A 19301-nucleotide genomic window follows, 5' to 3' on the forward strand; every position below is an offset into this window, starting at 1 on the left:
GTTAAATCCTTCCAACCATTGCCGTCTTGTTAGAAAAAAGCCGTCAGTGGCGCGGCGCGAAGGCGGATATGGCGGCTGCAGCGGGCCTCGGCCTAAGGTCTGTTGACGGTCAGGTCAGCCGAAACAGAGACGGAATGGCGCGCACTATTGGATCTGCATTCATTGGTCAGTATAGCGGCATCGATCCTCGGGTCTCCGCTGCGTCGCTGCTTTGAACAATGGCGCAGCACCTCAATTGCCTTCTTGGCTCCACCTCGCCTCTGGCTTCGCTGTCCGTTGGAGCGACCGGTGATTGCGCCATCAGCCGCAAACAAGAATTTTCCGTTTTGGCCCGGTCACCGGCAAATCCATGCTGCGAACGGCCGAACAATTGAAAGTGAATTTCCTGTGCTCGGGGTTAAGTCTAGTATTCTTATGGACATTGAAGGATTGGAGAGGACGATGAGCGACGCCACCCTCCTTGTTGCCGCGCGCGGCATGCTTTGGCCTTCAAATTCAGGGACAGAAGCTGCTGTCGGCCGGTCGGGACATTCCTGTCGCCGGCCAGTTTGCCGGTGTCCCATTGGCGGCGGCTCCTGTGCTCGTAGGGCCACAAGCCCCGGCCAAAATGGCCATTGCGGCTTGAAAACGAAACAAAATCAACGTTTCTTGGCTTGTATATCATGTCACTAGAATTTATCTGTAGTGACAGCTTGGACGCGGCGGGGAGGCACGCCAGGCGTTTCGCAACCGATGGCCTTGGGTCATCGCATGACAGAGAAACGTTCGGGTTATGCTCACGAAAAAAGGTAAGTACGGCCTCAAGGCGCTCGTTCATCTGGCGCGCCTGCCGGTTGGACAGCTCGCCTTCGTCAACGACATCGCCCGCGCAAACAATATTCCGAAAAAGTTCCTCGATGCCATCCTTGGCGAATTGCGCAATGCCGGTTTCGTCCAGAGCCGCAAGGGCAAGGAGGGCGGTTATCGCCTGGCGCGCCCAGCGGACGAGATCAAGGTCGGGCACGTCGTGCGCGTGCTCGACGGGCCATTTGCCCCCATTCCTTGCGCCAGCCGCACCCAGTATCAGCGCTGCGAAGATTGCAACGAGGCGACATGCCAAGTCCGACATCTGATGCTGGAGGTCCGGCAGGCCATCGCCGAGGTGCTGGACCAGCGCAGCCTCGCCGAGATGCGCGACATCGCCGGCGACGAAGACCTTTCGGTGCCGTTGAAAATCCAGGCCTGAATCAACAAAGCCTGACCCGAGAATTCCGGAACCAATGGCTCCCAAGACAATTGGTGCGCGCATGACCGGACGCGCAAATTCGATCATTCCAACTTCGATCATCATTGTCGGTGGCGGCGCCAGCGGCGTCGTGCTTGCCGCGCATCTGCTGAAGTCGCCCAATCCCGATCTCCGCGTCAGCCTGGTCGAAAAACGCCCGCATTTTGGGCAAGGCATGGCCTATTCAACGCTGCTCTCAGCCCATGTGCTGAATGTCAGCGCGTTGGGCATGAGCGCCTATGCCGACGATCCCGGCAATTTCTCGCGCTGGCTACTTGAACGCGGCCTGGCAACGCCGGAACAGGCACCGGTCTATGCGCCGCGCAGCGTCTACGCCCGCTATCTCAAGGAGCTGCTCGACGAACTCGAGGCGCGTGAGCAGCAGACGGGCCGGCTGCGCCTGATCCGCGAGGAGAGCCTGTCGATCTCGCCGACCGCGTCCGGCGTCGAGGTGGCGCTGGCCAACGGCACCAGCGTGGTTGCGCATCTTGCCGTGCTGGCGACCGGCCATGACGAGGAGCCGGGGGCGGGGCAGGGCCACGCGATCAGGATGGGATCCGAGGCCGACAGCGCGCTCGACCCCGAAGCCCGAGTCCTGGTGCTGGGCACGGGGTTGAGCATGGTCGATGCCTTTCTGTCGCTCGAGCAGCGCGGTCATCGCGGCGCGATCGTCGCGGTGTCGCGGCGCGGCCTGCTGCCTTCGCCGCATCGCAAGGGCAATCCCATCAAGCTCGACGTTGCCGATATCCCGCTCGGCACCCAGCTTTCCTATTTCGTCGGCTGGTTCCGCGACCTGATCCGGGAAAACCAGAAGGCCGGCATCGACTGGCGCGACGTCGTCGACGGTCTGAGGCCCTTCAACCAGAAGATCTGGCAGAACTGGCCGTCCTCGGCCAAGCGCCGCTTTGTCGAGCACACCAAGGCGTGGTGGGACATCCACCGCCATCGCATGGCGCCGCAAGTCTACGCCCGCGTTACGGAGGCGGTGCAGGCCGGCCGCATCCGGCTTGTCGCCGGCCGCATCGTCGACATCGCCGCAGGCTACACCGTAGAGGTCCAGTCCCGCCACACGCAGCGCCTCGAAAGGTTCGATGTCGCCCGCATCTATGATTGCACCGGCATCGCCAGGGATATCTCGACCACCTCGAACAGCGTGGTGCGGTCGCTGGTCGACCGTGGGCTGGCACGGCCGGATCCGCTGCGGCTCGGCCTCGATGTGACCGCGGACTGCGAGGTCATCGCCGGCGATGGCACAGTATCGGCCAAGATTTTGGCGGTCGGGCCGCTGACGCGCGGCACCTTCTTCGAGATCGACGCCATTCCCGATATTCGCGTGCAGTGTGCGCGGCTAAGCAAGCGATTGCTCGGATAAGGCCCCCTTTGTCTTGACGCAATTTCGGATGCAAGACCGCCGCCGTTGGGTGAAAAGATCTCGACCGCATAACCTCGCGGTGAAGGCGAACCAGGGGTGCGGGAGCTAGCTCCGCCAGAAGCCGACCGGCCAGCCCGTGGTGGTCGAGACAGCCGGGTTGGCGATGACGATCGCCACACGTTTCGGCTGTTGCGCGTTGACCGGATTGGCGTCGCGTACGCTCATCTTCGTTCTCCTCCCTGATTTTGTGGCCGGCGAGGCCGTGAGCCGCGACCCCTGGCCAGATGACCGGGCGAATTCTGCTTCCGTCGTCACCATGCCTTGCCTACCATGGCGCATGACCCAACGCGGAAGACTCTACGGCTGCCCGGTCGAGTTCGCGCTCGACGCGCTCGGCGGCAAATGGAAGACGGTGATCCTGGCGCACGTCAAGGAACAGCCGATGCGCTATTCCGACCTGCGCCGGCTGATCCCCTCGCTCTCGGACAAGATGCTGACGCAGCGCCTGGCCGAGCTTGTCGAGATCGGCTTCGTCACGCTCGAGATGTCGCCCGACGGCAAGGGGCGCTACGCCTTGACCGGGCGCGGTGAAGATCTCGCCGCCGCGCTCCAGGCGCTCTACGACTGGGGAAGCGTGCATGGCCGCGCCGAGGGCGTGCGTTTTCGCACCGATAGCGCAGCCACCTAGATCAATTCCGGGAAGCGCGGAGCGGTTTTCTGTCCGCAATTGCGAGACAAAGCGATGGAGCGGTTCGACGTTTGCGTGAAAGGGTGGATCGCTCTAGCAAGCCGACTGTCCTCAACCCGGTCCGGCAAGCGCGCTGCAGAAGCTGGCGACATCGGTGACAACGGCTTCGCCGAGGAAGCGTAGCGTCGCCATCGAGCGGTCGCGCGCCTCGCGGTTGCCGAAGCCACAGGCATCCTCGATGACCACGGCGACAAAGCCATTGTCGGTCGCCTGGCGAACGGTTGGCTCGATGCCGATCTCCATGGCGATGCCTGCGAGCGCTATCGTGCGCACGCCGCAATCGCGCAAGGCAAAGCCGAGCGCGGTGGAATCGAAGGCCGATATCGTGAGCTTGTCGAACACCGCCTCGTCATCGCGGGGGTTCCAGCTCGGGCACGATCCGCGTCGCTTCGGCGTCGCGCGGGAACCACGGCTCAACTGTGTCGGGGCTGTCGCGCCGCTGCCAGGCCATGGCGGTGCGCAGCTGCGTCGCGCCCATCCATTTGCGCGGCAGCGACAGATGGCGCGTGAACGCCACCCGCATTCCGGCCACGCGCGCCGCTTCCAGCACCGTGCCGGTGCGCTCGACGATGGTGGCGGCGCCGGCCACCTGGCGGCAGATGCCGACCTGCATGTCGTAGACCACCAGCGCCGTGCGGCGCGGATCGCACCACTCAGCCAGGCTGGCCGGGATTTCGATCCCGTCGCGCGACCGGATCATGCCGCCGTCCGGTCCCACGGCTTGGCGATGTCGACGGTCGGGTCGAACAGGAATTCCAGCGGCAATGGCGCGTCAAAGGCGATGAAGTGCCATTCCAGCAGCCCGGCCTTGGACAGCGGGAAGTCCTCGGTGTAGCGCCGCGCTTCCGCGACGCTGTCGAGCTCGAAGACGATGATGACGCCGCCAATATCGCCGCGCGCATAATTCTCGCGCACGATCCCCGCCTTCCAGAGCCGCCAGACGTTCGACACTTCGTCGCGCAAATAAGGCCGCAGGTCGTCGAGCGTGACGCCGGGCTTGAAATTGTCATAGGCAAGAATCTTCATCGGCCATTCCTTGCATTGCTGTTCGACCAGCGCCGGGTAGCATGGCGGAATCAGCGGCGGCAACGAACGAGATGGTGCGTTGAAACGGCCGCACGATTGCCGTTCTGTGCCGTGCGACCCTACGGACGGCCAGGCGGCCGCGGTATAGTTTTCGCTGAGGAGGAAAAGCGCAGTGACCATCGAAAGGCTGAACCCCGAGGGCATGCACAGCAACCCGGCCTATTCGCAAGGCGTGTCGCTGCCGCCATCCGCGCGCATCGTGCTGGTCGGCGGCCAGAATGGGGTCGACGCGCAAGGCCGGATCGTCGCCAGGGACGATCTCGCTGCGCAGACCGCTTAGGCGCTCTCCAACCTGGCAAAGGTGCTCGAAGCCGGTGGGGCAAAGCCTGAAGACCTCGTCAGCCTCTCGGTCTATATCGCCGGCGACCTGGACATAGGGCCGGCCTTCGGCGCCTGGATGGCCTTCTGGGCAAACCGCGGCGTGCCCCGATCATCAAAGTGCTGCGCGTCGCCGGCCTCGGTAATCCGGATTTTCTGATCGAGATCGAAGCCTAGGCCGCGATCGCCTGAACCCTAAGCAGGTTCTGCAAATCTTTTGCCCAGCCTCGAGGCTGGCGAAGCTTTCGCGAAATTCCATTCCCCTGCTGGCGGCCGGATTGGCACGATCTATCTTCTTTACAACTGCAAACGGCTGGAAAAGACGGTAGGTTGCCGTCTTCCAGGGCGGTTGCTCATTCTGGCAACGGAGCATCTGACATGAGCAAGCACAAGATCGTGGCACCGGACGACGCATCGTCCCGCTTGCGCCCGCCCTATGCCTCGGTTCTCGATCTGATCGGGCAGACGCCGGTCGTCGAGCTGACCAAATTCGACATCGGCAAGTGCCGGCTGTTCATCAAGCTCGAAAGCCAGAATCCCGGCGGCTCGATCAAGGACCGCATCGCGCTGTCGATGATTGCCGCCGCCGAAAAACAGGGCAGACTGAAGCCCGGCGGCACCATCGTCGAGGCGACCGCCGGCAACACCGGTCTCGGCCTCGCCCAGGTCGGCATCCCCAAGGGCTACCGCATCATCCTCGTCGTTCCCGACAAGATGTCCCGCGAAAAAATCCAGCATTTGCGCGCGCTCGGCGCCGAAGTGCGCATGACGCGCTCCGATGTCGGCAAGGGCCATGCCGAATATTACCAGGACATGGCCGAAAAGATCGCCGTCGAGCTGCCCGGCGCCTTCTATGCCAACCAGTTCGCCAACCCGGCCAATCCGCTGGCTCATGAAACCACGACCGGACCGGAAATCTTCCAACAGCTCGAAGGCGACGTCGACGCGGTTGTCGTCGGTGTCGGCTCCGGCGGCACGCTGACCGGGCTCGGCCGCTATTTCGCGAAAGTCTCGCCGAAGACCGAGATGATTTTGGCCGATCCGGTCGGCTCGGTGCTGGCGCCTTTGATCAAGACCGGCAAGATGGTAGAGGCCGGAAGCTGGACCGTCGAAGGCATCGGCGAGGATTTCGTCCCGCCCAATGCCGATCTGTCGCTGGTCAGGAAGGCCTATTCCATCCCCGACAAGCAGAGCATGCTGGCGGTGCGCGACCTGCTTTCGAAGGAAGGCATCCTCGCCGGCTCGTCTTCCGGCACGCTGCTTTCGACGGCGCTCCGCTATTGCCGCGAGCAGACCGTGCCGAAGCGCGTCGTCACCTTCGTCTGCGACAGCGGCAACAAGTATCTGTCGAAAGTGTTCGACGACTTCTGGTTGGCCGAACAGGGCCTTGCCGAGCAGGAGCAGCATGGCGATTTGCGCGATCTGGTGATGCGCTCGCATCGCACCGGCGACACCGTGTATGTCGGCCCCGACGAAAGCCTGCTCAACGCCTATGGCCGCATGCGCCGCTCGGATGTTTCGCAGCTGCCGGTGCTGGACGAGGGCAAGCTCGTCGGCATCATCGACGAAAGCGATATCCTGGCCAAGGTCGAAGGCCCCTATGACAGCCGCTGGGACCGCTTCAAGGCCCCGGTCAGTACGGCCATGACCTCTACCCTGCACACGCTGCAGGCCAGCCAGACGCTGGATGCGCTGCTGCCGGTGTTCGACCGCAACGAGGTCGCTATCGTCTTCGATGGCGACGAATTCATTGGCCTGATAACCCGTATCGACCTGATCAACCATCTGAGGCGCGCCCGATGACCGTCAAAGCCACCGTATCGGGCAGGAACCGCCTCGCCTTCTCGACGCGCACCATCCATGGCGGCCAGAGCCACGACCCGACGACGGGCGCGGTGATGGTGCCGATCTACGCGACCTCGACCTATGGCCAGCAGAGCCCGGGCGTGCACAAGGGTTTTGAATATGCCCGCAGCCAGAACCCGACCCGCTTTGCCTTCGAGCGCGCTGTGGCCGACCTCGAAAGCGGCACAGCCGCCTTCGCCTTCGCTTCGGGGCTGGCGGCGATCGCCACTATTTTCGAACTGCTCGATTCCGGCGCCCACATCGTCGCCACCGACGACATCTATGGCGGCACGTTTCGGCTGCTTGAGCGGGTGCGCAAGCGCTCGGCCAACCTCCAGGTCGACTTCGTTGACTTCACTGATCTTGCCGCGGTCGAAGCGGCGATCCGCCCGGAAACCAAGCTGCTCTGGGTCGAGACGCCGACCAATCCACTGCTGCGTGTCGTCGATCTCGAAGGCGTCGCGGCATTGGCCAGGCGCAAAGGCGTGCTGTCGGTCGCCGACAACACTTTCTGCAGCCCCTATCTGCAGCGGCCGCTGGAGCTCGGCATCGATATCGTTGTTCACTCGACGACGAAATACCTCAACGGCCATTCCGACATGGTCGGCGGCGTCGCCGTGGTCGGCGACAACAAGGATCTCGCCGATCGGCTGAAGTTCCTGCAGAACGCCATCGGCGCCATTTCCGGGCCATTCGACAGTTTCCTGGCGCTGCGCGGCCTGAAGACGCTGGCGCTGAGGATGGAGCGTCATTCGTCGAACGGCCAGAAGATCGCGCACTGGCTGGAAAGCCGCCCCGACATCCGCCGTGTTATCTATCCCGGCCTGCCCAGCCATCCGCAGCACGCCATCGCCAGGCGGCAGATGCACGCCTTCGGCGGCATGATCACCATCGAGCTCGACCGCGACCTCGCCGGCACCAAGCGCTTCCTCGAGCACACGCAACTGTTCACGCTGGCCGAAAGCCTCGGCGGCGTCGAAAGCCTGATCGAGCACCCCGCACTGATGACGCACGGCTCGATCCCGGCGAAAAAACGCGCGGAGATCGGGATATCCGATTCGCTGGTGCGCTTGTCGGCCGGCATCGAGGATGGCGACGATCTGATTGCGGATCTGGATCAGGCGCTGGCGAGTTGAGCCCGGTAACAAGAAACCTTGCGAGACGTCGGCAGGACAGAGGGGGTGAAGGATCACCGACAAGCGACAATTGTTCTGTGTCGCGCCCCGCACGCTATTCCGTTGACCCAGGCCAATTCTGCCTGAATTGTAGCGACCCGATCCTCCCGGCTCCGGAAGCTATGAACAACCGACAACGCAACCAACCGACGGCAAGCGAAGCCCCTCTCACCTTCGCCGTCCTGGTCTTCCCTGGCTTTCCGATGATGGCGTTCAGCTCGGTGATCGAGCCGCTCCGCGCCGCCAACGTGCTGGCGAAGCGGAACTGCTATCGCTGGATAATCGTCGGCGCCACCGAAGGCCCGGTCGAGGCTTCTAATGGCGTCGTCATCCAGCCCGGCTTTGCCGCCCATGACGCGCCGAAGGTCGATCGTGTCGTCGTCTGCTCGGGCGGCGATGCCGATCATCTCGTCGCGCACGATGCGGTGAGCTGGATCCGCAGGAGCCTGCGCGGCGGCGCCCATATCGGCGCGGTGGCGGATGCCGCCTTCTTCCTGGCTCGGGCCGGCCTGCTCGACGGCCATGCCTGCACCTTGCACTGGACCAGCCAGGGGGCTTTCATCGAAGCGTTTCCGGATATCGAGCTCAGGCGCGATCTCTATGTCATCGACCGCAAGCGCTTCACCTCGGCCGGCGGCGTCGGCAGTCTCGACATGATGCTGGAGATCATCACCAACGATTATGGCGCCGAGCTTGCGGCCGGCGTCGCCGAATGGTTCGTGCACAGCCCGCTGCGCTCCAGCGTCGACCGCAAGCTGATGCCGCTCAGGCTGCGGACCGGCGTGCAGAACGAACTGGTGCTGTCGGCCATCGCCATCATGGAGGATGCGGTCGAAGAGCGGCTCGGCATGGCGGAACTGGCCAACAAGCTCGGCGTCTCCTCCGATAAGCTCGAACGCAATTTCCGCTCCGAACTCAGCATCTCGCCCAACGGCTACTACCGCCGTCTGCGCCTCAAGCGCGCCGCCGACCTGCTGGCGCATTCGACGCTGATGGTGCGCGACGTGGCGCTGGCCTGCGGCTTCGCCTCGATGTCGAGCTTTGCCCGCGCGTTCCGGGAGGAGCATGGCCACGCGCCGAAGGTGATGAGGAGGCACTAGCGGCGTTAATCGCTCCACGCTGAGTTCCCGCCCACCCCCCTCTGGCCTGCCGGCCATCTCCCCCTCAAGGGGGGAGATTGGTAGCTTCGCAAGCAAAGCTCACTCGACAACTTTGGAGATTGGCGAAAGCTGAAGTGACGTCCAATCTCCCCACCTGAGGGGGAGATGGCCGGCAGGCCAGAGGGGGGTGCTGTCCGGCCAGCCTGTCTACGGCATCCAGCACAACATTTGCGGTTTTCCGCACAACGCCCGCACGTCCTTTGCTCCATGGTCTCGCTTCCAGGAGGCACCCATGAGCATCGTCGTTTTCGACCCCGACAGCACCGAGGACGTTGACTTCAAGGACCGCATGCGGCATCCGGCTGCGGCCGATCCGGCCGGCGGCATGTGGTTGTCGGATACCGAGCCGTCCTTCATCAATGCCGACGCGCTGCGCAAGGGGCGACTGGTCAAGCTGCGCGCGTGGATGCGCGAGGCCGGCTATGGCGGCGTCGTGCTGTTCGACCCCTACAACCAGCGCTACGCCACCGGCTCGCGCAACATGTTCGGCTATTTCCTGCGCAACTCGACGCGCTACTTCTTCATCCCGACCGAAGGGCCGATCGTGTTGTTCGAATATCCGCAGAGCTACCATGTCTCGATGGTGCTCGACACGATCGACGAGGCGCGGCCGTCGAAGCTGGTCTGGTCTTCGGTGTCGGGCCGTGACGACGAAACAGCCGGCCCGTTCGCCGATGAGATCGCCGAATTGCTCAAGGCGCATGGCGGCGGCTCGATGAAGCTCGGGCTCGACCGCTGCAGCCATCTGCAGGCACTGGCGTTGGAAAAGCGCGGCTGCGACGTCCGGGATTGCCAGGGCGAGATTTTGGCGGTGCGCGCGGTCAAGACGCCAGAGGAAGTAAAATGCCTGCAGGTGTCGATGGCTGGCGCCGAGGCTGCGGTCTGTGCGGTGCGCGAGGCGATCAAGCCCGGCGTATCCGAAAACGAGTTGTTCGCCATCATGTATGGCGAGGTGATCCGCCAGGGCGGCGAATTCATCGAAACCCGTTTGCTGACCTCGGGCCAGCGCACCAACCCATGGTTCAATGAGGCGAGCGGCCGCAAGATCAGGCCGGGCGAACTTCTGGCGCTCGATACCGACACGATCGGCTGCTACGGCTATTATTCGGACTTTTCGCGCACCTTCCGCTGCGGCCCGGGCAAGCCGACCGATTATCAGAGATCGCTCTACCGCATGGCGCACGATCAGGTTCAGCACAACATCGGGGTCGTCAAGCCGGGCATGGCGTTTCGCGAGATTGCCGAAAAGGCCTGGAAGATCCCGGACCGCTTCGTCGACCAGCGCTACACCTCGGTCATGCACGGCGTCGGCATGCATGGCGAGACGCCGTTCATCGCGCATGCCATGGATTACGAGACCTATGGCCGCGACGGTGTCATCGTGCCCGGCATGGTGGTCAGCGTCGAAAGCTATATCGGCGAAAAGGGCGGCCGCGAGGGCGTCAAGCTGGAGGACGAGATCCTGATCACCGAGACCGGCACCGAACTCCTGTCGCGCTTTCCCTATGAGGACGATTTCCTTGACAGGCACGTTTGAGTGCTGACAGGCAGTTTTGCATGAAAAGCCCGATCTCGATCAAGCGCGGCAAGGCGGCGGCGGTGTTCATCGATCTCCAGGAGGAGCATCGGCGGGACAAGCGCTATCTGGTCGAAGGCTATGGCGACATTCTCGCCAACGTCCAGCGGCTGCAGCAGGCGGCTCGGGCCAACAATGTGCCCCTGTACCACTGGGCCTATATCGTCGATCTCGCCGCGGCACGGCCGTTCCACCCGGTCGAGGCCAACGGCAAGTCGGCGTTTTCCGACAAGGACGATCCACTGACGGCGATCTGTCCGGAAGTGGGCCCGGCGACAGGCGAGACGATGCTGGTCAAGACCGATGCCAGCGCCTTCCGCGCGGGGCCTGCCGCCGAGCGGCTGAAGGCCGATGGCGTCGAGTGGCTGGTCGTTGCCGGCGTCTGGACCGAGGCCTGCATCGATGCCACCGTAAAGGACGCGGTGGCGCTCGGGTTTCGCGTGCTGCTGGTCAAGGATGCCTGCGGCAGCGGCAGCACGGCGATGCATCAGACGGCCATTCTCAATCTCGCCAACCGGCTCTATGGCGGCGCCGTCACCACCACCGACGGCGCCTGTCGGCTGCTGGCCGGCGAGACGGTCGAAGCCTGGCAGGTCGAGGGCTCGGTGCCATTGCGCTTCAGCTACGAAAACGCCGCCCGCCTCTACGCCGAGCTCTGAGCGGGACCGCGCCGCGATGATCACCGAGGCCGATCGACCAGAAACGACAGAGCGCGGAAAATACCAAACGCTGCTCGATCCGGAGCTGTGGGCCTATATCGACCGGGTCAATGAGTCGTATCCGCCCGAGATCGTCTACATGCCGATCGACGGGCAGCGGGCGGTCTATGACGCCATGTGCCGGGCGTTCCGCGAGCCCTATCCGTCCGGTGTCAAGGCCAGCGACAGCGCGGTTCCTGCCATTGACCATGCGATCCCGGTCCGGCGTTACCAGATGGCGGGCACGGCGCCACAAGCGATGGTCGTCTATTATCACGGCGGCGGCTTCGTCCTTGGCGGGCTCGACAGCCATGACGACATCTGCGCCGAGATTTGCGCCGGCACTGGCTTTCCCGTTCTGTCCGCAGACTACCGGCTGGCGCCCGAGCATCTGCATCCGGCGGCCTTCGAGGATGCGCTGGCCGTATTCGAATGGGCTGCGGCGACGACCGGCCTGCCGCTCGTACTCTGCGGTGAGAGTGCCGGCGGCAATCTTGCTGCCGCAGTGGCGCAGGCGACACGCCGCCATCCTCGCCATGCGATCGGCCAGGTGCTGATTTATCCCGAGCTCGGCGGTGACGAGCTAGACGGCCCCGAGCTGGACAGCAAAGAGCGCGCCGGCTCCTATGTCGAGCACGCAGAGGCGCCACTGCTGACATTGCGCGACGTCGAATTCTATCGGCATATCCGGGCAGGGAAGGGGCAGTCGCCGGAAGACCCGACATTTTCGCCGCTCGGCGATACGGACTTCTCTGGCCTGCCGCCGACCGTCGTCATCACTGCCGAATGCGACCCGCTGTCGGCTGACGGCAAGGCCTATCGCGATCGCATCCTTGCCGCCGGCGGCAAGGCATGGTGGCGCGAAGAGCCGCGGCTGGTGCACAGCTTCCTGCGCGCCCGCAAAACCGTACCGCGCGCCGGCCAGGCGTTTGAGCGCATAATCGCGGCAATAGCCGCGCTGGGCGGAGGTGATTGGCCTGAGTGACGCGGACCGTCCTCCAATCTCCACTGTCGCGGAACAGCGCACAACAACTGCGGAAACCCGAACACTGCTTCGGTCAGGCCAGCCCTATCATCACGCCACGTAAGGAGCCCGCATCCGCGATGCGCCGGCCCGACAGGGAGGATTTACGATGAAGTTCATGCTGACCGACCGGAAATTGCATCCGCAGGCGGAGCCCGTCGCCGATGGCTTCAAGAAAGGCCAGATGAACCGGCGCGAATATCTCGCCACCATGGCTGCGCTCGGCGTCAGCGCTGCCGGCGCGCTGGCGCTGGGCGGGCTTGCGCCGTCACCGGCCAGGGCCGAGGAACCGAAGCGCGGCGGCATCTTGCGTGTCGCCATGAACGTCAAGGGCTGGAAGGATCCGCGCACTTTCGACGGCGTCGAGATGTCCAACGTCGCCCGCCAGTGCAACGAATATCTGGTGCGCTGGAAGCGCGACTTCACCTTCGAGCCATGGCTGCTCGAGAGCTGGGAAACCAGCGACGACGCCCGCGTGCTGACGCTGCATGTCCGCAAGGGCATCACCTGGTCGAACGGCGACACCTTCAACGCCGACGACGTGATCCACAATCTGACGCGCTGGTGCGATGCGTCCGTCGCCGGCAATTCGGTCGCCGCGCGCATGGGCGCACTGGTCAACGCCGATACCAAGAAGGCCGTCGACGGCGGCATCGAGCGCGTCGACGATTTCATCGTCCGGCTCAATCTGCCCAAGCCCGACATTTCGCTGATCGCCGGCATGGCCGACTATCCGGCGCTGATCATGCACCGCAGCTATGAAGGCGACGGCGATCCGCTGAAGGCATTGGCGATCACTACCGGGCCTTGCGAACTCGTCGCATGGGACGCCGAGGTCGGCGCCGAAGTCCGCCGTAAGGACAAGCCATGGTGGAAGGGCGACTTCTACCTCGACGGCATCAAATGGGTCGACTACGGCTCCGATCCCAACGCCATGCTGTCGGCCTTCGAATCGGGCGAGATCGACACCGACCATGAAACCGCCTCCGACACGGTTGCGCAGACCGACTCCATGGGCCTGAGCAATTCGGAAATCGCCACCGGCTCGACCATCGTCGCGCGTTTCAACATCGGCAATCCGCCCTATGACGACATCAAGGTGCGCCGCGCCGCCCAGCTCGCGGTCGACAACGCCGCCGTGCTGAAGATCGGCATGGACAATCGCGGTAAGCCTGCCGAGAACCATCACGTCGGGCCGATGCATCCCGAATATGCCGATATCGGCCCGGCCGTCCGCAACACCGATCAAGCCAAGGCCCTGCTCGCCGAGGCCGGCAAGGCCGACCACGAATATGAACTCATCTCGGTCGACGTCGACTGGCAGAAGAGCACCGGCGACGCCATCGCCGCGCAGATGCGCGAGGCCGGGCTGAAGATCAAGCGCACTGTGCTGCCGGCCGCGACGTTCTGGAACGATTGGAGCAAATATCCCTTCTCCTGCACGGAATGGCTCGGCCGGCCGCTCGGCGTCCAGGTGCTGGCGCTCGCTTATAAGTCTGGCGCCGCGTGGAACGAGAGCGCCTATGCCAATCCGGAGTTCGACACTCTGCTCGACAAGGCCCTAGCGATGCCTGATCCCGGCGCCCGCAAGGAGCTCATGGCCAAGATCGAACAGAATCTGCGCGATTCCGGCGTTATCATCCAGCCCTACTGGCGCTCGGTTTACCGCACCTACCGCAAGGGCGTCCATGGCTGCGAGCAGCACCAGTCGCTCGAGCAGCATTTCGAGAAGGTCTGGCTCGATGCCTAGTCTCGCCGCTCGAAAGAAAGGCCGGCGTTAGCCCGTCGCGCCCGTCGCTGAAATCTCCTGCCCGAGCCGCACCGTTTCCCGGATCAGCAGGTCAAGATCGTCGCGACGGGTGCGGTGGTTGTTGATCGCCACCCTGAGGCAATGCTGGCCATGCACTGTCGTGTCGGAAATGGCGGCGATGCCTTCTTCCTGCAGCCTCAGCATGATCTCGGTGTTGAGCGCCTTCTGCCTCTCTCCCGTCTGCCCGTCGCCGCGGTGGCGAAAACAAACGATGTTAATGTTCACCGGTGCCACCAGTTCGAGAGCCGGTTCCGCCTCGATCAGCGCGCTGAGATGATGTCCCTGCGCAATGTTCTGATCGATCAGCCGGCCGAACTTTTCGATGCCGTGCTCTCTCAGCGCCATCCACACCTTCAGCGCGCGGAAACCGCGTGACGTCTGCAAGCCGAAATCGTGCAGCCAGTGGCCGGAGGCGAGTCCGCGCGGGGTCGATTCCAGATATTCCGGCGTCACCGCGAACGTGCCGCGATGCGCGGAGGCATCCCTGATCAGCGCGCAGCCGACCTCGAATGGCGCGTGCAGCCATTTGTGCGGATCGAGCGCGATTGAGTGGGCGCGTTCAATGCCGGCAACGCGATGCGAATTGTCCGGCGCAATCGCAAGCAGGGCGCCGATGCACCCGTCGACATGGAACCACAGATCCTCTTGTGACGCCAGGTCTGCCAGCGCTTGCAGATCGTCGATCGCGCCGGTGTTCACCGTGCCGGCCGTGCCGATCACGCAGGCCGGCTTGAAGCCCGCGTTACGGTCCTCGACAATCGCCGCCCGCAACGCAGCGATGTCGATGCGCAGCCCCGCATCGCTCGGGATGCGACGCAGTGCCCGGTTGCCGAGGCCGAGCGCCTCCATCGCCTTGCGATGGCAGGAGTGAAGCTGGTCGGAGCCATAGAAACGCAGTGGCTTGTCGATGCCGGCAACCCCGTGCTCGCGTATGTCGATGCCCGCCTTGGCGTTGCGCGCCACGGTCAGCCCGATGATGTTGGCCATCGAGCCGCCGCTGACCAGCGTGCCGCTGGCCGATTGCGGAAAGCCCATCATTTCCTTGCACCAGTCGACGACCTGGTTGTCCATCAACGCGGCGGCATGGTTGCCGCCGCCGAGATTGGAGCCCTGGATCGCCGCCAGGAAATCGCCGAGCGCGCCGGTGAAATTGCTAGACCCCATATACCAGGACCAGAAGCGCGGATGGATGTTGCCCATCGGATAGGGCATCAGCTTCCCTGTGACGTCGCCGTAGATTTCGGCCAGCGGAGCCGGCGAACGCGGCAGCGGCGCCGTGAAGAAAGTCCTCACATCAACCGGCATCTCCTGCCACACCGGACGCTCTCTGACATCGCGCAGGTAAGCGACGGCATCGTCGACGATCCGATGCGACAGGACCTGCACGTCGGCCCAGTTCGAGGGGTCAAGCGTTTCCTCGGTGGCCGTGATGGCCAATCCAGGCCTCGTGTCCATACAGGCCGCTCCCGATGTGCCGCCGTCACGCCGGAAACTGGCAGCCGGGCGTCGACTGCGAAAGCGCAGTCTCCTCGGCGTCCATCTCGGCTTCGATGCCGTCGAACAGCGGTGTCGTCATGTAGCGTTCGCCAGTATCGGGCAGCATGCACAGGATCACCGAGCCGGGCGCCGCCTTTTCCGCGATCTGCCGCGCCACAGCGAAGGTCGCTCCGCCGGAGATGCCGGTGAAAATCCCTTCCTTCTGCGCCAGCGCCTTGGCCCATTTCATGCCCTCGGGCCCGGCAATCGGCACCACCTCGTCATAGAGGCTGGCGTCGATCGCCTCTTGCAGCACGTCCGGAATGAAGTCGGGCGTCCAGCCCTGGATCGGATGCGGCTCGAAGGCCGGATGGCTGGCGGCAGGCGCGCCACCGGCGCCGCGCTGCTGCGGCTTACCGCTGCCGATCAGCTGCGCGTTGGCCGGTTCGGCGAGCACGATCCGGGTCTCCGGACGCTCCTGCCGCAGCACGCGCCCGACGCCGACGACGGTGCCGCCCGTGCCATAGCCGGTGACGAAGCAGTCGAGCCGCGAGCCGGCGAAATCGTTGATGATCTCGCGCGCCGTCGTCGCCTCGTGAATGGCGGCGTTGGCCTTGGTTTCGAACTGGCGGGCCAAAAACCAGCCATTGGCTTCGGCCAGCTCCACCGCCTTCTTGTACATGCCAAAACCCTTCTGGGCGCGTGGCGTCAGCACCACCTTGGCGCCCAGCATGCGCATCAGCTTGCGGCGTTCGATGGAAAAACTGTCGGCCATCGTCACCACCAGCGGATAGCCCTTTTGGGCGCAGACCATGGCAAGGCCGATTCCGGTGTTGCCGCTGGTCGCCTCGACCACGGTCTGGCCCGGCGTCAAGGCGCCGCTGCGCTCGCCTTCCTCGATGATGTTGAGCGCCAGCCGGTCCTTCACCGAGGCGGCGGGATTGAAGAACTCGGCCTTCACATAGATCGTCGCATGATCCGGTCCGAGATTGTTGATGCGGATCACCGGCGTATCGCCGACCGTGTCGAGAATGCTGTCGAACAGGCGGCCGCGCCCGGCGGTGGTTCTGATTTTCTGTTGATGCAACATGTCGATCTCCTCGCTTCGTCGTTGTCTCTTGTCGTCACGGGCCGGTTACAGACCGGTGGCTTGGGCGGCGAGGTTTCGAGACCTTGCCGCACTACATTTGCCTCCCGGCAATGTGGCCATGGCGGCATCCGGCGCGGAAATTCGCCGCCGGATGCACCGTGTCGCGTTTGGTGATAAAACAAAGGCCGACTGGCCAGCGTGGGAGCAGGCGTGGAAACGCACGTGGAATCCACCCGATCGGGCCTCGACGGCGAGGTGACCGGCCTTTCCGTGCGCCTGCTCGGCCCGCTGACGATCGCACGCAACGGCATCATCATCCAGCTCCCAAAATCGCGCAAGCTGCGTGCGCTGCTCGCCTATTTGGCGCTGGCGCCGCATCCGGTCGGCCGCAGCCGGCTCTGCGAGCTTTTGTGGGACGTGCCGAACGACCCGCGCGGCGAACTCCGCTGGTGCCTCAGCAAGCTTCGAGGCGTTCTCGACGAATCCGATCGGAGCAGGATCGAGGCACAGGGCGACACGGTCGCGCTCGACCTGAACGGTGTATCCGTGGATGCCGTGGAGATTGCCTCCGCCGCGACGAAGGGAATAGAGACGCTCGAGCTCGAACGCCTGCTGGCGCTTTCCCGGCTGTTCGCTGGCGATTTCCTCGACGGGCTGGAGATCGACCGCAGCCCGCATTTCAACAGCTGGTTGACCGCTCAGCGCCGCCGCTTCAGCTCATGCCACGCGGCGGTGCTGCAACAGCTTGTCGAGCGTCTCCCCAGCGATTCCGATGACGTGTCCGCGCACCTCGAAAAATGGCTGGAGCTCGCTCCGTTCGACGGCCGTGTGCATCTGGCCTTGCTGACGAGGCTCGCCCAGCGCGGCCAGTTCGGCGCGGCCGAGGAGCATATTGCGGCCGCCGCACGGCACTTCCAGTCCGAAGATCTGGATTTCGGACCCGTTCGCGACGCATGGCGGACAATCCGCTGTCAGCACGGCGCGTCATCATGGGTGCAGCCGGCCGTTCCGCTCTCGGTACCTCCTATCATGCTTGCCGATCCCAACGCCGCAACGTCGCGCAAGGCTTCGCTTGCGGTGATGCCGTTTATTGAACAGGCCGGCATCGGCGGCGTTCCTGGTGGCCCTCGCGGAGGGATTGCCGACGGCCTGACCCACGACATCATCACCCGCCTGGCCAAGCTCAGGGATTTCTTCGTCATCGCGCGCGGCTCGGTGTTTGCCTTGGCGGAGAAAAACATCGCGCCCGAAGATGCCGGGCGGCGGCTCAACGTCGACTATGTCGCCACGGGCATGGTGCGCTGCCAGGCGGGCCGCGTCACCGTTGCTGTCGAGCTGGTCGAAGTGCGCACCGCCAGGATAGTCTGGGCCGAGACGTTCGAGCGCAAGCCGGACGACATCTTTGCCGTGCTCGATGATATCGGCAACAGCATCGTCTCGTCGATCTCGGCCGAGATCGAGACGGTCGAGCGCAACCGCGCCATGCTGAAGGCGCCCAATTCGCTGAACGCCTGGGAGGCCTATCACCGCGGCCTGTGGCACATGTACCGCTTCACCCGCGCGGAAAACGAGCAGGCCCGGCATTTCTTCGACCTGGCCTTGAAGCTCGATCCTACCTTCGCCCGCGCTTATGCCGGGCTCTCCTTCACTCATTGGCAAAATGCCTTCCAGCGCTGGGGCGACCGCGATCAGGAGAGCGCCATGGCCTTCGAGGCAGCCGGCCAGAGCCTTCTCGTCGATGATCACAATCCGGCCGCGCATTGGGCCATGGGGCGGGCGCTGTGGCTGCGCGGCGAGCAGGACGGCTCCCTCATCGAGCTGGAACGCGCCGTCGACCTCAGCCCTAATTTCGCGCTTGGCCACTATGCCCTGTCTTTCGTCCACTCGCAGTCCGGCGACCCGAAGGCCGCGATCGGCTCATCCGACCATTCCAGGCATCTGAGCCCCTTCGATCCGCTGCTGTTCGGCATGCTGGGCGCCAGGGCGATGTCGCATGTCCGGCTCGGCCAGTTTGACGAAGCCGCCGAATGGGCGCTGAAAGCAGCCGCGCGTCCCAACGCCCATGCCATCATCCTGGCAATCGCCGCGCATTGCCTTGCGCTGGCGGGACGGCTGGACGAGGGTCAAGGTTTCGCCGCCGCGTTGCGCAAGACGCTGCCGAACTACTGCGCCGATGATTTCATCGGCACCTTCCGCTTCGAGCCGGACGCCGAGGCGCTGTTCCGGCAAGGCGCCAAGCGGATCGGGCTGAGGTGAAGCAGGCGCGGTTAGCCCGGGTTCTCTAAACCGCTCATCGCGGCTGGCCGCCCCCAAACATCGTCATGTCCGCAGCCCAAGGCGCCAATGGTCAGATCGGTCGCAAAATTCGTCGACCGGAGCGGGTCAGACGGGCTCAACGGATTTGACATTGCCGTCGGTATCCACGAGGCAGCTTGTCTTCTTGCCGCTGGCATCGAGTTCGACCTGGTAGGTCTTGGAATCGAGCTTGCTTGATGAAACCGGAAGTATCTTGGTGCTGTCGACGCCGCTGGCCTTGGCGACCGCATTGGCGCAAAGCAGCTGAAGGTCCGCCGGCGCCGTTTCGACCTTGGTCCTGGACATCTGGTCCTGCGGCGGCGGCGATGGCGCGCTGACGCAAGCGCCAAGGGCTCCAGCCAGG

Annotated in this window: 18 protein-coding genes; 12 read left to right on the plus strand and 6 right to left on the minus strand. The window is 64.2% G+C overall.

All coding sequences use genetic code 11. From position 1 onward, the window contains the following. Positions 1–772 precede the first annotated feature (772 nt). From NKI01_RS21300 to NKI01_RS21310, 3 genes are all read left to right on the plus strand, one after another. Positions 773–1225 (plus strand): RrF2 family transcriptional regulator, encoded by a 453-nt coding sequence (locus tag NKI01_RS21300; RefSeq protein ID WP_352495420.1) that lies wholly within the window; start codon positions 773–775, stop codon positions 1223–1225. 61 nt (positions 1226–1286) lie between these two features. Continuing rightward, positions 1287–2636, plus strand: coding sequence for an FAD/NAD(P)-binding protein (locus tag NKI01_RS21305; RefSeq protein ID WP_352481341.1), 1350 nt, complete (start codon positions 1287–1289; stop codon positions 2634–2636). A 337-nt stretch (positions 2637–2973) separates the two neighbouring features. Beyond that, positions 2974–3324, plus strand: coding sequence for a winged helix-turn-helix transcriptional regulator (locus tag NKI01_RS21310; protein WP_352481342.1), 351 nt, complete (start codon positions 2974–2976; stop codon positions 3322–3324). 111 nt (positions 3325–3435) lie between these two features. On the opposite strand, the gene NKI01_RS21315 is transcribed toward NKI01_RS21310, so the two are convergent. From NKI01_RS21315 to NKI01_RS21325, 3 genes are read right to left on the minus strand one after another with little or no spacing between them, the layout of a single operon-like run. Then, positions 3436–3726, minus strand: coding sequence for an isochorismatase family protein (locus NKI01_RS21315; protein ID WP_352964525.1), 291 nt, complete (start codon positions 3724–3726; stop codon positions 3436–3438). 7 nt (positions 3727–3733) lie between these two features. Then, positions 3734–4084, minus strand: coding sequence for an isochorismatase family protein (locus NKI01_RS21320; RefSeq protein WP_352964527.1), 351 nt, complete (start codon positions 4082–4084; stop codon positions 3734–3736). Further along, complete coding sequence (locus NKI01_RS21325) at positions 4081–4410, minus strand: hypothetical protein (RefSeq protein ID WP_023718782.1); 330 nt, start codon at positions 4408–4410, stop codon at positions 4081–4083. Before NKI01_RS21325 ends, NKI01_RS21320 begins: the two co-directional genes overlap by 4 nt. A gap of 172 nt (positions 4411–4582) precedes the next feature. Between NKI01_RS21325 and NKI01_RS21330 the strand changes: the two genes are divergently transcribed. The 8 genes from NKI01_RS21330 (at position 4583) to NKI01_RS21365 (ending at position 14016) form a co-directional block, all read left to right on the plus strand. Continuing rightward, on the plus strand, positions 4583–4750 hold the full coding sequence (locus NKI01_RS21330) for a hypothetical protein (protein ID WP_352481344.1): 168 nt from the start codon (positions 4583–4585) through the stop codon (positions 4748–4750). A 416-nt stretch (positions 4751–5166) separates the two neighbouring features. After that, positions 5167–6591, plus strand: a complete 1425-nt coding sequence (locus NKI01_RS21335) for a pyridoxal-phosphate dependent enzyme (RefSeq protein ID WP_352481345.1) — start codon at positions 5167–5169, stop codon at positions 6589–6591. After that, positions 6588–7769 carry a cystathionine gamma-synthase gene (locus NKI01_RS21340; RefSeq protein ID WP_352481346.1) on the plus strand — a complete coding sequence of 394 codons (1182 nt, stop codon included), beginning with the start codon at positions 6588–6590 and terminating at the stop codon, positions 7767–7769. The genes NKI01_RS21335 and NKI01_RS21340 overlap by 4 nt, the downstream gene beginning before the upstream one ends. Positions 7770–7930: 161 nt before the next feature. Beyond that, positions 7931–8908 carry a GlxA family transcriptional regulator gene (locus NKI01_RS21345; protein WP_352481347.1) on the plus strand — a complete coding sequence of 326 codons (978 nt, stop codon included), beginning with the start codon at positions 7931–7933 and terminating at the stop codon, positions 8906–8908. A gap of 292 nt (positions 8909–9200) precedes the next feature. Next, positions 9201–10505 carry a M24 family metallopeptidase gene (locus NKI01_RS21350; protein ID WP_352964529.1) on the plus strand — a complete coding sequence of 435 codons (1305 nt, stop codon included), beginning with the start codon at positions 9201–9203 and terminating at the stop codon, positions 10503–10505. 20 nt (positions 10506–10525) lie between these two features. Beyond that, positions 10526–11203 (plus strand): isochorismatase family protein, encoded by a 678-nt coding sequence (locus tag NKI01_RS21355; RefSeq protein ID WP_352964532.1) that lies wholly within the window; start codon positions 10526–10528, stop codon positions 11201–11203. 16 nt (positions 11204–11219) lie between these two features. Then, positions 11220–12227 carry an alpha/beta hydrolase gene (locus NKI01_RS21360; RefSeq protein WP_352964535.1) on the plus strand — a complete coding sequence of 336 codons (1008 nt, stop codon included), beginning with the start codon at positions 11220–11222 and terminating at the stop codon, positions 12225–12227. Positions 12228–12375: 148 nt separating this feature from the next. Continuing rightward, the gene (locus tag NKI01_RS21365; protein ID WP_023718789.1) at positions 12376–14016 is read left to right on the plus strand and encodes an ABC transporter substrate-binding protein; all 1641 of its coding nucleotides are present in this window, start codon (positions 12376–12378) and stop codon (positions 14014–14016) included. A 27-nt stretch (positions 14017–14043) separates the two neighbouring features. On the opposite strand, the gene NKI01_RS21370 is transcribed toward NKI01_RS21365, so the two are convergent. Then, positions 14044–15531 (minus strand): pyridoxal phosphate-dependent decarboxylase family protein, encoded by a 1488-nt coding sequence (locus tag NKI01_RS21370; protein WP_352481350.1) that lies wholly within the window; start codon positions 15529–15531, stop codon positions 14044–14046. A gap of 25 nt (positions 15532–15556) precedes the next feature. Continuing rightward, complete coding sequence (locus NKI01_RS21375; RefSeq protein ID WP_352481351.1) at positions 15557–16642, minus strand: PLP-dependent cysteine synthase family protein; 1086 nt, start codon at positions 16640–16642, stop codon at positions 15557–15559. Between the two features lie 222 nt (positions 16643–16864). Between NKI01_RS21375 and NKI01_RS21380 the strand changes: the two genes are divergently transcribed. Further along, positions 16865–18898, plus strand: coding sequence for a transcriptional regulator (locus tag NKI01_RS21380; RefSeq protein ID WP_036244662.1), 2034 nt, complete (start codon positions 16865–16867; stop codon positions 18896–18898). A 126-nt stretch (positions 18899–19024) separates the two neighbouring features. Here NKI01_RS21380 and NKI01_RS21385 read toward each other — a convergent pair whose 3' ends face one another. Further along, positions 19025–19243 carry a hypothetical protein gene (locus NKI01_RS21385; protein ID WP_031212349.1) on the minus strand — a complete coding sequence of 73 codons (219 nt, stop codon included), beginning with the start codon at positions 19241–19243 and terminating at the stop codon, positions 19025–19027. Between the last annotated feature and the right edge of the window lie 58 nt (positions 19244–19301).

The organism is Mesorhizobium sp. M0815 (genome assembly GCF_040319995.1).
In the GTDB taxonomy this organism is placed as follows: domain Bacteria; phylum Pseudomonadota; class Alphaproteobacteria; order Rhizobiales; family Rhizobiaceae; genus Mesorhizobium.

What these genes read in the sequence shown, in the direction of transcription:
- NKI01_RS21355 (WP_352964532.1), top strand. Translation starts at nt 10,526, where the DNA reads ATGAAAAGCCCGATCTCGATCAAGCGCGGCAAGGCGGCGGCGGTGTTC.
- NKI01_RS21305 (WP_352481341.1), top strand. Translation starts at nt 1,287, where the DNA reads ATGACCGGACGCGCAAATTCGATCATTCCAACTTCGATCATCATTGTC.
- NKI01_RS21350 (WP_352964529.1), top strand. Translation starts at nt 9,201, where the DNA reads ATGAGCATCGTCGTTTTCGACCCCGACAGCACCGAGGACGTTGACTTC.
- NKI01_RS21325 (WP_023718782.1), bottom strand. Translation starts at nt 4,410, where the DNA reads ATGAAGATTCTTGCCTATGACAATTTCAAGCCCGGCGTCACGCTCGAC.
- NKI01_RS21300 (WP_352495420.1), top strand. Translation starts at nt 773, where the DNA reads ATGCTCACGAAAAAAGGTAAGTACGGCCTCAAGGCGCTCGTTCATCTG.
- NKI01_RS21310 (WP_352481342.1), top strand. Translation starts at nt 2,974, where the DNA reads ATGACCCAACGCGGAAGACTCTACGGCTGCCCGGTCGAGTTCGCGCTC.
- NKI01_RS21335 (WP_352481345.1), top strand. Translation starts at nt 5,167, where the DNA reads ATGAGCAAGCACAAGATCGTGGCACCGGACGACGCATCGTCCCGCTTG.
- NKI01_RS21365 (WP_023718789.1), top strand. Translation starts at nt 12,376, where the DNA reads ATGAAGTTCATGCTGACCGACCGGAAATTGCATCCGCAGGCGGAGCCC.
- NKI01_RS21385 (WP_031212349.1), bottom strand. Translation starts at nt 19,243, where the DNA reads ATGTCCAGGACCAAGGTCGAAACGGCGCCGGCGGACCTTCAGCTGCTT.
- NKI01_RS21345 (WP_352481347.1), top strand. Translation starts at nt 7,931, where the DNA reads ATGAACAACCGACAACGCAACCAACCGACGGCAAGCGAAGCCCCTCTC.
- NKI01_RS21320 (WP_352964527.1), bottom strand. Translation starts at nt 4,084, where the DNA reads ATGATCCGGTCGCGCGACGGGATCGAAATCCCGGCCAGCCTGGCTGAG.
- NKI01_RS21360 (WP_352964535.1), top strand. Translation starts at nt 11,220, where the DNA reads ATGATCACCGAGGCCGATCGACCAGAAACGACAGAGCGCGGAAAATAC.
- NKI01_RS21340 (WP_352481346.1), top strand. Translation starts at nt 6,588, where the DNA reads ATGACCGTCAAAGCCACCGTATCGGGCAGGAACCGCCTCGCCTTCTCG.
- NKI01_RS21370 (WP_352481350.1), bottom strand. Translation starts at nt 15,531, where the DNA reads ATGGACACGAGGCCTGGATTGGCCATCACGGCCACCGAGGAAACGCTT.
- NKI01_RS21375 (WP_352481351.1), bottom strand. Translation starts at nt 16,642, where the DNA reads ATGTTGCATCAACAGAAAATCAGAACCACCGCCGGGCGCGGCCGCCTG.